Annotated in this window: 15 protein-coding genes; 3 read left to right on the top strand and 12 right to left on the bottom strand. The window is 51.5% G+C overall.

Going from position 1 to position 11,404, the window contains the following annotated elements:
* Positions 1-39 precede the first annotated feature (39 nt).
* Positions 40-1,269: a nucleoside recognition domain-containing protein gene (locus tag R70723_RS14190; RefSeq protein ID WP_047171125.1), complete on the top strand. Its 1,230-nt coding sequence runs from the start codon at positions 40-42 to the stop codon at positions 1,267-1,269.
* On the opposite strand, the gene coaD is transcribed toward R70723_RS14190, so the two are convergent.
* Together coaD and rsmD are read right to left on the bottom strand one after the other, a co-directional pair.
* On the bottom strand, positions 1,250-1,759 hold the full coding sequence (coaD, locus tag R70723_RS14185) for a pantetheine-phosphate adenylyltransferase (RefSeq protein WP_039872921.1): 510 nt from the start codon (positions 1,757-1,759) through the stop codon (positions 1,250-1,252). The two genes, R70723_RS14190 and coaD, sit on opposite strands and share 20 nt — an antisense overlap.
* Positions 1,743-2,390: a 16S rRNA (guanine(966)-N(2))-methyltransferase RsmD gene (gene rsmD / locus R70723_RS14180; protein WP_076418276.1), complete on the bottom strand. Its 648-nt coding sequence runs from the start codon at positions 2,388-2,390 to the stop codon at positions 1,743-1,745. The genes coaD and rsmD overlap by 17 nt, the downstream gene beginning before the upstream one ends.
* A 395-nt stretch (positions 2,391-2,785) precedes the next feature.
* On the opposite strand from rsmD, the gene R70723_RS14175 reads away from it, so the two are divergent.
* Complete coding sequence (locus R70723_RS14175) at positions 2,786-3,511, top strand: DUF2569 domain-containing protein (protein ID WP_039872919.1); 726 nt, start codon at positions 2,786-2,788, stop codon at positions 3,509-3,511.
* A gap of 24 nt (positions 3,512-3,535) precedes the next feature.
* Here R70723_RS14175 and R70723_RS14170 read toward each other — a convergent pair whose 3' ends face one another.
* The 9 genes from R70723_RS14170 to R70723_RS14140 all read right to left on the bottom strand — a co-directional run bounded on the left by R70723_RS14170 (position 3,536) and on the right by R70723_RS14140 (position 9,181).
* Positions 3,536-3,922 carry a LytTR family transcriptional regulator DNA-binding domain-containing protein gene (locus R70723_RS14170; RefSeq protein ID WP_231574919.1) on the bottom strand — a complete coding sequence of 129 codons (387 nt, stop codon included), beginning with the start codon at positions 3,920-3,922 and terminating at the stop codon, positions 3,536-3,538.
* Between the two features lie 26 nt (positions 3,923-3,948).
* Positions 3,949-4,083, bottom strand: coding sequence for a cyclic lactone autoinducer peptide (locus R70723_RS32935; protein WP_081957381.1), 135 nt, complete (start codon positions 4,081-4,083; stop codon positions 3,949-3,951).
* Positions 4,052-4,612: an accessory gene regulator B family protein gene (locus R70723_RS14165; protein ID WP_039872915.1), complete on the bottom strand. Its 561-nt coding sequence runs from the start codon at positions 4,610-4,612 to the stop codon at positions 4,052-4,054. Before R70723_RS14165 ends, R70723_RS32935 begins: the two co-directional genes overlap by 32 nt.
* Positions 4,605-5,177 (bottom strand): hypothetical protein, encoded by a 573-nt coding sequence (locus tag R70723_RS14160; RefSeq protein ID WP_156123814.1) that lies wholly within the window; start codon positions 5,175-5,177, stop codon positions 4,605-4,607. The genes R70723_RS14165 and R70723_RS14160 overlap by 8 nt, the downstream gene beginning before the upstream one ends.
* Positions 5,178-5,343: 166 nt before the next feature.
* Positions 5,344-7,050 carry an alpha/beta fold hydrolase gene (locus R70723_RS32930; RefSeq protein WP_081957379.1) on the bottom strand — a complete coding sequence of 569 codons (1,707 nt, stop codon included), beginning with the start codon at positions 7,048-7,050 and terminating at the stop codon, positions 5,344-5,346.
* A 217-nt stretch (positions 7,051-7,267) separates the two neighbouring features.
* Positions 7,268-7,402 carry a sporulation protein YjcZ gene (locus tag R70723_RS33750; protein WP_197071804.1) on the bottom strand — a complete coding sequence of 45 codons (135 nt, stop codon included), beginning with the start codon at positions 7,400-7,402 and terminating at the stop codon, positions 7,268-7,270.
* Positions 7,403-7,548: 146 nt separating this feature from the next.
* Positions 7,549-7,971 (bottom strand): hypothetical protein, encoded by a 423-nt coding sequence (locus R70723_RS14150; RefSeq protein WP_039872912.1) that lies wholly within the window; start codon positions 7,969-7,971, stop codon positions 7,549-7,551.
* A 125-nt stretch (positions 7,972-8,096) separates the two neighbouring features.
* On the bottom strand, positions 8,097-8,378 hold the full coding sequence (locus R70723_RS14145; RefSeq protein ID WP_039878758.1) for a holin: 282 nt from the start codon (positions 8,376-8,378) through the stop codon (positions 8,097-8,099).
* A 5-nt stretch (positions 8,379-8,383) separates the two neighbouring features.
* Positions 8,384-9,181: a glycoside hydrolase family 73 protein gene (locus R70723_RS14140; RefSeq protein ID WP_039872910.1), complete on the bottom strand. Its 798-nt coding sequence runs from the start codon at positions 9,179-9,181 to the stop codon at positions 8,384-8,386.
* Between the two features lie 218 nt (positions 9,182-9,399).
* On the opposite strand from R70723_RS14140, the gene R70723_RS34245 reads away from it, so the two are divergent.
* Positions 9,400-9,525 (top strand): hypothetical protein, encoded by a 126-nt coding sequence (locus R70723_RS34245; protein WP_256704551.1) that lies wholly within the window; start codon positions 9,400-9,402, stop codon positions 9,523-9,525.
* Positions 9,526-9,628: 103 nt separating this feature from the next.
* Here R70723_RS34245 and R70723_RS14135 read toward each other — a convergent pair whose 3' ends face one another.
* On the bottom strand, positions 9,629-11,260 hold the full coding sequence (locus R70723_RS14135; protein WP_039872909.1) for a sensor domain-containing diguanylate cyclase: 1,632 nt from the start codon (positions 11,258-11,260) through the stop codon (positions 9,629-9,631).
* Positions 11,261-11,404: the final 144 nt, after the last annotated feature.

Genomic DNA, 11,404 nt, shown 5'->3' with positions numbered 1-11,404 from the left:
GCAAGCCTTGTCTTAACCTATGAAGAGGTGATGCCTAAAATGAATAACGTAAAAATACGGAGAATAACATCAGCTTCCGCACCTTTTCTGTCCGGAGCAGCCGCCATTCTGCTGGCGGCTGCCATCATAGCTGCACCAGAATCCTCATTTGCAGCTTCGCTGCAGGGTCTCAAGCTCTGGTGGACGCTGGTTTTCCCGGCGCTTTTGCCCTTCCTGATCCTCTCAGAAATGCTGACCGCCTCGGGCTTCGTGCACGGCTTCGGTGTACTGCTGGGTCCGCTGATGACCAGGGTGTTCCGGCTGCCCGGAGCGGCGGGCTGGACGCTCGCCCTCGGCATGGCCGCCGGGTTCCCGGCAGGTGCCGGCGGCGTGCAGCAGCTTCATAAGCAGGGCGGCATTCCGGACAAGGACGCCGGCAGGCTTGCCTCGCTGGCCCATTTTGCAAGCCCCGTAACAGTAATTATAGTTGTCGGGGCCGCCTTTCTGCACAGCCCGGCTGCCGGATACATCCTGCTTGCCATTCATTGGCTGTCCGGACTGGCCGCCGGCCTCACGTCAGCGCTGTTCTCGGCCAGAGGCGGGAAGCCTGACGGCGCTGTAAAGCCTCTTCCTGTTACACCGGCTTCGCTGCCGGCACGGGTCCGGCGGGCCGTCACGGCAGCCCGCGAACAGGACGGCCGCAGCTTCGGCAGACTCCTCGGCGAATCCGTGTCCAACGCAGTACAGAGCCTGATGGTTATCGGCGGATATATGATTATGTTCTCTGTTGTCATCAGCATTATTTCTGCCCGGCTTCCGCAGCTGCCGCCGGTCTTGACAGCCGGCATACTTGAGGTCCATCTGGGTGCCAATGCGGTGGCCTCCGAGGTTACAGAGCCGTTCGCTTTTGACGCAGCGGGTATAACCAGCCTTGCACTGCTGTCTGCACTGCTCGGCTGGAGCGGAATCTGCGGGCAGCTTCAGGCGCTGACCGCGCTGAAACAGGCCAGAGCCCGGTTTCTGCCGTATGCTGCCGGAAGACTGCTGCACGGGTTATACGCCTTTGGCCTGACCTTTATAATGTGGCAGCCGCTGCGGCATGCTGCTGCAGCTGTCCTGCCGGCAATCAGCAGCACAGAGCCGGCTGGCCCGGAGGGTGCGGCCGTTCTGCCGGCAGCGTGGAATATGGTGCCGCAGCTGCTGAGCCTGCAAGCCGTAGTCATGCTGCTGCTTGTTCTGTTATCCGGATTAACCGCGATCCTTACCTGGCTCAGGCGTCCAGCTGGCTGAATTTAAGCTTCATCGCCTGTTCAACCTCCGGGGTAACGAATTCTGAAACATTCCCGCCAAAATGCGCCAGCTCCTTCACTACACTCGAACTGAGGTACGAATATTTAGGATTGGTCATCATGAAGATGGTTTCCACCTCAGGGTCGAGGCTGTGATTGATTGAGGCGGTCTGCAGCTCATACTCGAAGTCGGTTACCGTGCGTATTCCGCGCACAATGACCTGGGCGTTTTTTTGGCGCAGATAATTCACCAGAAGATCACGGAAGCTGTCTATCTCCACGTTCGGAAGATCCGCCGTTGCCTGCCGCAGCAGCTCAGTGCGCTCTTCTACGGTGAACATCGGCTTTTTGCTGAGATTATTGAGCACGGTAACAATCAGTCGGTCGAACTGTTTCGCAGCGCGCCGGATAATATCGATATGCCCCATCGTGACCGGATCAAAGCTCCCCGGATAGATGGCGACACGTTCTTTTCTAATTTGCAGACTCATCGTTATCCTCCTCGCTGCTCACGCCGGCTTCCTCTGAAGCAGTTTCATACTGATAAATGGAGATTGCCGTCTCCCCGTATATAGCCTGCCGTGTCCGGAAGAACCCCGGAATCTCCTCGGGATAGGCGTAGCTTGACTCATGCTCCAGTACAATCACCGCATCAGAATTCAGTAATCCTTTGCCAGCCAGCGTCAGCATCAGTTCATCCCCGTGCTTCAGCCGGTATGGCGGGTCCAGGAACACAAGATCGAAGGCCCGTCCCCGTTTCTCGAGCGCACCAAGCGCTCTTCCTGCATCGTTGCGGTACACCTCCGCCTTATCCTCCAGCCTGGCAGCCTTCAGATTTGCACGGACCGTGTCGATGCTTTTCTGCTCCATGTCCACAAACACGGCCTGCTCCATCCCTCTGCTCAGCGCTTCAATCCCCAGACCGCCGGTCCCAGCGAACAAATCCAGCGCAATCCCGCCGTCAAAATAAGGGCCGATCATGCTGAACAGCGCTTCCTTCACCTTGTCGGTCGTTGGACGCGTCCCGTTACCCGGAACACTCTTCAAGGGTCTCCCCTTGGCACTTCCCGATACAACTCTCACCGATTCACCTGCTCTATGTCTCTGTTTGTTATGCCTTATAGGGCATAAGTCCAAGCCTATAGTACCACAATTATCAGGGTAAATAAAAAGGTTGTCTATCTATGTCAGTTTTGAGCGAAGCCCAAAATGTTTCAGCATCTGTGTATAGAACCATTCATTTCCGGACATCATGTAATTATCGACATCACAAAATGTCGTAGACAACCGCGGAGCAGGCTTACGTTTCCCCATAAGCTCTTCGTCCGGTTTCTCCTCTCCCATGAAAGGAGCCCTAGAAATAGGGCTCCGATTTTTTGTGTACATACTCCTTCATACAACCTTTAGCTAAATATGAGATTTATGTTATTTCATAACATCCACCTGTAATGTAATCTTAAATCTGCAGACTACCAGCAAATACTGCATCCGATGCAGACCTGATGTGGGTGAATATAGTGGCAGGCGTGTTTTCTATTACAGGTTTGTTTTTCAGCTTTGTTTTTTATTATTTGGCTCTGATCCGGTATGATTTCGGGTTCATGGGCATGTTGTTGAATGGAGTAATCTTTGCCTTTTGCTTCGGCCTGGTGGGCCGCTCCTTTGATAAGGTCCGCAGACAGCTCCGCTCCGACAGGGCAGAGTATGGGCAGTCGGGACATAGAGAGGCTGCAGCGGCAGCCGAATCAGCTCCTTATACATATCCTCAGAAAAAAAGACCGTACGGCTTCGGCGGCTGGCTAATTTTATTTGCACTGGGAATGGCCAGCCAATTCGTACTGCATATCCTGAACTGTTACGACACCTATGTAACGCTCACAATGGCAGACTTCCGCAGTCTCGCTGATCCTTCTAATGAATACTACAGCGCTCTATGGATGCCTACCTTATATTTTGAAACAATTATAGAAGTGTTAATTATCATTTTATTAATGGTCATGGCATTCATGTGCATCAAACGCAGAAAGCAGTTCAAACAGCTTGCTGTAGCTATTATTATAATTTCCGCCGTATTCACTTACATCGACCTTGCATTAGTCCTGCACATAACCGGTGGCTTTGCCGATGAGGTGTTTGAAGGCACGAACGTCTATGAAGGTGTTTTACAATCGACCATCTACGCAATTGTATGGCTGCCATATTTTTTCCTGTCGAAACGGGTCAAGAATACATACACCAGCTGAGCATTCCCCGGCATAAAAAAAGAACTACCAAAGCGGCAGCTCAATAAAAGTTATATTCGGCTGCGAAAGTTTGACGTCTTTGACGACCTCCTTGTAGCCCTTTTCGGACAGGAAGCACTTCTGCTCTATGCCCTTGCGGTTTTCGCCGAAGTAGGCGACGTGGAAGGTTTTGTCCAGCTGAATGATATTTTTGACATTGATCAGAGTGTTGCGGTCTGCAAGAACAAAGTTGTAGCCGGAGCTCTTCAGGGTGGTCACCCAGTATTTCAAGGTTCCGACCGTATAAAACACATCATCCTTTGTGTGGACAACAATTCTGTACAGGCTGCGTTCAAACTCCATGTAGGTGATCTCCGTGATTTCAAGGGCGGACAGGCCCGAATTCCCCTTGGCATCACGGGTTACAGACATACTGCTCAATAAAACCAGCTCCAATACTATTTCAGTAATTCTTCCGGAATCTCCGGCTGGTGGATGTAAAGTACGCTCGGCACAGCCTCTGCTATAAAAGCAGCAACGGCAAACAGGACTGAAGCCAGCTTATAGACGGCTCTGCGCTGAAATGTTCTCATGCTTCGTGCTCCCCTTTCTCCAGGCAAGGATTAGGCTGATGGACTGGGCCGCAAAAGCGGCGGCAATAACCGGAGACGCAATGATGAAATTAAACGATACCAGCGCAGCGGCGATGAATTTGAGTTTTGGCCAGTGCCGTCTCGGGATTCTGGTCTGCCGGTCAATTCCTATAGGTGCAAGCAGCAGGACAAGCAGCAGGCTCAGCACGTTCATGAACTGGACGCAGAGCTGCCCGGATTGCACATAGGATAAACCAGTAAATAATGCTGATGTAAAGGCCACACAGGCCATACCTGACTTCAAATGCACACCGCCGGAAACCTGCCGCAGCAGCGCAAAGCTGATCAGGATCAGTACGGCTTCTCCCGTACGTCCGGTAGCCAGTGAAAGCAGCAGCGTAAAGCTGATTACACCTGCAATATTCAAGAGTACTGCCAGAGCAAACTTAAGAACAGCATACGATGCCGGATGATCAGGGACAATATGTTTGATTCGGGCCGCAAGCCATCCTGCCGTTCGTTCAAGCATCCTCTTGCTCCTTTTTGGTGGAGTAGTACAGCAGGAAGGCTGACATCAAGATGAAGAACACAATATTAAACAGAAGATTATTATAGAAAAGAACAACCGAGATCGCCAGCAAAAAAGCAATGATTAATGCAGTAAGAACAACATCCTCCAGCTTAAGCCTGAGCTTATCCAGATCAAACGTGAAGCCTTTGCCTTTGCGGTACAGCAGCCAGAAGCCTGCCACAACCACAATGGCGGTCGCTGTCTGCAGCAGATACCCATTGGACAGGCTTTCATTAACGGCAGTAAGAGATCCAAACAGAAGAAAGACCAGTGCCGTCTGAACCGCCGCAAAAATAACATACCCGGAAACCGTCGCTATAACGGACAGAATAACCGGCATCCGTACAACAGCAGCAAAAAATAAAATAAACACAATAATGGTAATCAGCGGTGAAATATTATCCATGTTCAGCTCATTGCGCACCAGATAGCTTTGAAGATTATTGAGCAGGATGACAAACATCGCCGGCCAGATATGCCCTTTCCATTTAAACCGGAATAAACACATGATTAAGTAATACAAAGCTAACCCTTCAACCGCTGAAAAAAACATGAAGCCTGCAACTTCCCACAACAACACATACACCGCCCGGCCTGAAAATCAATTAGTAAGAATTTTAACTCTATAATATAACTTTAGTCCTATATCCGTATAGATGAATTTGTAATTTTTTTTCTAAAAGCTGTAACTATTTCTGCTTATTGATCCACCCGCCAATATCCGAAATGACCTGCTCATCCACAACCCCCGGCACCTTATATTCATCCGTTGTTCCGGCACCTGCCCCGTCATAATTCACAAAGAAATGATTCAGACCCGGATACAGCTTGAACTCAGCCGACGGATTATTACCGAGCACCTCTTTCCACAGCTGATAGTCCTTATCCGCATATACCTGAAAATCATCTGCCCCCTGGAGCACGAGCACCGGCTTGGTCAGCTTGCTGGCAAGCCCGGCTGTATCCTGCTGCTGCATTTCCAGCAGATAACCGGCCGGCATTCCAAACACCGGAGGTGCCTGCTTGGCCTGCGCTGCGGTCATGGATGCCAGCGCCTTGGCCTTTTGAGCCTCAGCATCAATAAGTGCAGCAGACTGGGCTTTAAGCGGATCACTTTCACTCATTGAATGGATCAACGCCATGTTCTGGTCATAGACGATCTCCCAAAGCTTGCGCGGCGAGCCTGCCAGCAGAATCAGTCCGGCAAAATCGCCGCCCTCAGCATCGATCCGCGGGGCCAGCATCCCGCCCAGGCTATGTCCGGCAATGTATACCTGATCCGGATTCAAGCGTCCGTCCAATCTGAGCAGATCGGCCGCCAGTACAGCATCTTCTACGGTTTCTTCTTTCACGGTCAGGCTGGCCGCCTTGTCACCGGCATACTGTTGTCCATAGGTAAATGTCCGTTTGTCATAACGGAGTACCGCTATCCCCTGGCGGGCAAGTCCCCAGGCAAGATCACGGAAGGCCTTGTAGCCAAGGGCTGTTTCATCCCGGTCAGTAGAGCCGGAGCCGTGCACCAGCACCACTGAAGGCAGCGGCCCTGATGAATGCTCCGGTAAAGTCAATACACCTTCCAGCGGATAAGCTGTTCCGGCGCCAACTATAGTCTCCTCCTCAATGAGTCCGGCAGGAAGCTCAAGCTCAACCGCTGTTGATGCAGGTCCGAACAGGATACCGGCGAGACGTCCGGAGCTGTCCACCTTCAGGCTCATGGTCAGCCGAGCTTCTGCAAACACAAGCGGTGCCTGAATTACGGTAAATTCGCCTTCCTGTGCTGCTTTAACAGAATCCAGCCTGACAAAAGAGCCGTAACTCCCTGTGAGCATCTCCCAAACTGACTGCAGCTTGAATACCGGAAGCGCCAGCTGGACTTCCTTGCTGAAGGTCTGCTGCCACAGCTCCATATATTTGCCTCCGCCAAGCATTCCTGCAACCTGCTCAGCATACTTGTCCGGAGTAGCAACAGCAGCCTGAGCGGAACCCACATTATAGGACGTAACCAGCCCTAACACTCTGAAAAAGGATACCGGAACATAGATACGGTTGTTTTTCAGTTCCGGCTGAACGGAAATATCCTGTGCAGCCTCACCATCCACATATACTGTTGTCTCAGCAAGCTTTATCAGATAAGTATGATTATTGCCTTTCAGCTCCAGACTGTTTTGCGCCTTTATGTACTTGACTGCATAGCCGAAAGCTTCACCCAGGGGACGAACCGGAACCATGATCTCTGAACCCCGCATGAAGGTGTCCATACCCTCCGAAAGACTGAACGGCTCATTATTAAGTGCAATGCCTGCCGGATTAATAGCTCCATATGCTGGCGGCGCTACTCCTCCTGCCCCAAGCAACAGCAGACCGCAGACTGAAATCAGCACAGCTTTTTTTCTCATAAATAACCTCTCCCTGCTTTGGATTTATTCTTGTAATACGTTTAACTGCCAATTATCGTTCGCTTGATTTAAAAAATTGTTTATAAGTTAAAGCTCCTTGGTCAGACGCAGCACATCCTCCAGCCATTTTCCTCCAGTATACCCTAACTTCACCTGCCCGCCGCAACAAAAAAAAGCATGCTCCCGCTTTAGCGGGAACATGCCTCAGGGACCCCCATTAGATGAAGCAGGCACTCAAGATAATAACAAGCAGGATATAAAGAACCAGAATCGCACCAGTAGATGTCCAGGGACCTACAGGACCTACATTAGCGCCGCCAACATTACCGCCGTATCCGCAATCTGCACCCATTGAGATAACCTCCTTCAAAATGATGACTACAGGATAGAGTATGTAACGAGGCTCATGACAGATTGGGCAGAACGGACTTTTTTTGGGAACCAGCCTGTATACATCCCGCCATACCGGATAAGCATGGCAGGATGCGCAGCCAGCAGTTAGTCAGAAACCAGTATTCCGTCAAAGCTCTCCGGCCCTACGCGTACTGTACCAAGCAGGTTGGAAGAAACGAATGCGGTATAAGTCAGCTGCGGTGTCACCGGAGGATTAAAGTCAGCAGCTGAAAAAGTGATAACCTGCGGAGCCAGCAGACTCAGACTGAAGGTAGAAGTGGCAGAGTAAACAACCGGATCGGTGGACAGAGTCCCTCTGACGATTCTGATAGTTATTCCAACAAGAGCCAGCGGAAGCTGAACGGAGATCGTTCCTTTCAGCAGTACACGGGGATTCGTCGTAACCCCCTCAGACAGCAGGCCGATCTGACCGAACAGCTGCGGTGTATTGATGAGCAGGATCGGAATGGCGATAGAGTTCGCTGTACTGGCGTTCTGGGATGTTCTGGCATCAAGATATGTTCCCATATTGAGCACCTCCTTTAACTCGGGTATATTCCATCATATTAGCGTCAGGCTGCAATGGTATGGTCATATTTCCGGCAGGCAAATGCATAAACTTACTTCCCGGTGCCGCCCGCAGTACCGTTCCTTTATTTGTCCTTTGTCATCCCGTCCCGCCTGTTAAATGCCAGCTCAAACAGCCCGGTAGCCGACAATCCGGCCAGCCCCCCGGCCCATAGCCGGAGAACAAGCGTCATGTCCGTGAACGGGTAGGAGACTGCGCCTACAAGAAGACCAATTACCAGGCCGACTGCCGGGATAGCCTGCTTAGGAAGATTGATGCTGTTCTTTACCAGCTGAACAAGCGCCATAACAAACACAGCGAGCACAGAGGCGAAAGCGAGTACATTGCTAAGTGCCTCGTTTACCATCATATTCACCTCCCGGTCACCAGCAGCCCGGCCCTGTTAAGCACGGTCAGCAGACGGTAGAAGTCATAGCTTCCGCCTGTCGGTGTATCAAGCAGACCTGCAGCAACAGCCGCATTGACCGCCGGCTCTGCCCAGGCCGGGACATTCATCACTGCCCGTCCTTCAATAGCGGTTAGCCGGTCAGCGGCATTTTTGATGGCCTGGCCCTGCTCCTGCACACCGGTCTTGAGTGTATCCCGGCTTACTGTAAGTGCGGCAAGTAATACACGCAGATCCTTAAGTTCTGCCTCCAGGCTGGCAAGCTTCTGTCTGTCTTCAGCCGACATCTCATCATCCTCCTTGATTTCATCATATTGGTACAGATTGTAGGTATCCATTATGTGAATCAGCTTAGCTGAATAGTTCGGGTCAGTGGCATAACCCGCAGCAGCTATTTCCCGGGCAGCTGCCCGCCCGTCCACGCCGATCACCCTGCTGTATAGATTGCGGTTCCAGGAGACGCCGCCGGCGATTAGCGCAGAATGGTCTGCTACCGACTCCCCCCAGTTGTTATAAGCGCGGAAAGCTGCGGTAACCTGCACCGGCTTACCGTTCAGGTATTCCGTCGTCCGGACAGCAACGCTTCCGGCCGGCCCGCTGCCTTTAATCCCGAACAGGTTATTGGCCTTTTCTGTTAACCCGCTGTTGCCCCAGCCGGATTCCAGAGCTGCCTGGGCTATGGTCAGCGAAGCGGCAATATGGCTGCGCTGCATATCTGCTACCGCATAAGGAACAATTCTTGCGATAAACTCGGCACTCGTCATGCTCTCACATCCTTTCCTTATATTAAATGCGCACGCTGCAAAAAAAGCTTGTGCTTATCCCTAACGCTCAGCAAGCGTAATATATTGAAATTAATGTTTATTTCTTAAGGTTTAGTATTATATTCTAAATTTTTTTGACAAGTCTTGTTAAAAAGTGATTTCCGGCGTAGTATGTAGTTTATAGTAAAATTTAACTACTAAAGGGGGTCTAACAGACTATGCCTTCCTATTATTTTAAAGAGGTATGGACACCTCTGAAATGGATTGGAATCAAATTCTTCCATGACGATGAGGAGAATCTATGGATTAAATGGTGGTCCAACCCGCGTAAAAGGCTGCGCTAAATGCCATACATACCTTTTGCACATATAAAAAAGCTCTTTTGAGCCGCAGCGCAATTAGAACGCTGCAGGCCAAAAGAGCTATTTTTACTGGAGACGCAGCAGGTTAGCTCGCTGCCTCAAAGGTAATCCGGTTTTTCCCGCTGCGCTTGGAGATATAGAGCGCTTCATCGGCCAGACGCATCGTATCGTCAGGCTCACCGGCATCCGGCGACCACACGGCTGCCCCCACGCTGCAGCCGACATGAAGGCTTTCGCCTCCAATCAGAAACGGCTGATTAAGCTTCTTGATGATGCGTGTAGCCACGACCTCAGCCTCCTGCATCGGCTTGCCTGCCGAAGTGTGCAGAACGACAACGAATTCATCCCCGCCGAGCCGGGCTACAATCTCATGGTCACGGGTAGATTCCAGCAGCCTCCCCGCAACCTGCTGGAGAAGAACATCGCCTGTGGCATGCCCGAAGGTATCATTCACCTTCTTAAAGCCGTCCAGATCAAGATAGAGGATGCTGAGCGTAGTCTGGTTCTGCTTAGCCTTGCTGACCGCATGGGCCATGAATTCATTGAGGGCTGTGCGGTTAGGCAGCCCGGTCAGGGAATCATGCATGGCCTTATCAGACATATAGCTGAGCTTACTCTCCGTTTTGGTCAGGTTATCAACCAGATTTTGCAGGGATGCGGCGAGCACCGCCACATCCTTAATTCTGGCCGAGGTTGGAATCTCCACGCTGGCGCCGGAGCTGAGCAAATCCGCTGTACGGGAGATGTCATTCAGCGGCCGGGAGATCCAGCCGGCCAGGAGCCAGCCGATAATTCCGAAGACCACTGCTGCCGCCAGACCGCATAGAATAATGAACCGTTCAAATTGATGAACCGAAGCGAAGGCAATTTCCGCCGGCTGCCGGATAATGACCGTCCAGCCAAGACCGGGATAATTAAGGTATCCGTCACCATAGGCATATCCTGTAAGGTAATCCTCACTGTCCCCGGTCCGTTCTACTATCCAGGAGCTTTCGCCCTCCCGTGCTTTTTGCAGCGCCGGATCAGACAGCCTTGTCCCGATCAGACTGTCCGGGCCCAGAAGCACGGTGTCATCCTTGCGGCTGACTACCAGCACCTCGACCTCCTCCAGCCGCTCCTTAAGCGGAGCAACGATTGACTCCTCGACTTCACGGGACCATTCCCAGCTGAGATGCGCAGCCAGTACACCCGTCGTTTGATTCTGCTTGTTATAGACAGGAACACTGATATCAACAAACTGCAGCTCCTCACCGCCGGGATTAGGCAGCAGCTTGGACAGCAGTACAGCATCGTGGACATCCCCCAGGAACAGGCCCTTGATTCCTTCCTGAAAGACAGGTCTCTGGCTGATATTCTGGCCGGCCAGAATATTGTCTGTCGATGACAGTACATTGCCCTCAGTATCCAGGAAGCCCACCCATGTGAATACGGGCAGGCTGCTCTTCAGCTGATTCAGCAGGCCGCTGATTTCTGTCTTGTCATACGGCTCCTGAAAAGCATTAAGCTTGCTTAGCACCTGTACCTCACCGGAGCGCGACCACATGAAATGATCCAGCTTCTCAGCCATCTGATAGGCTTCCACGGCCAGCGAGCCGCCAATACTGCGCTCTACAGACCTGGTAGCTTGACTGCCGGCGATCCAGATAAGCAGGGCGGTAAGGAGAATAATAATGACGGCGAAGGCGCCTGAAAAAAAAGTCCGCAGGTTAAATGACATAGACATGTCCCCTTGTCGAAATGAGTCGTTAATTATATATCGGATAGAACCGGTGTGACAGTAAGTGTGCTATTATGTATTTTCCTGATTAAAATGCATCACAAAAAAAGCAGCCGTTCTCTCCTTCAAGAGCGGGGCTGCTGA

The organism is Paenibacillus sp. FSL R7-0273 (assembly GCF_000758625.1).
Taxonomy (GTDB): domain Bacteria; phylum Bacillota; class Bacilli; order Paenibacillales; family Paenibacillaceae; genus Paenibacillus_AQ.
Note: the sequence above shows the minus strand (reverse complement) of the source record. Positions and strands in the feature narration are given on the sequence as shown.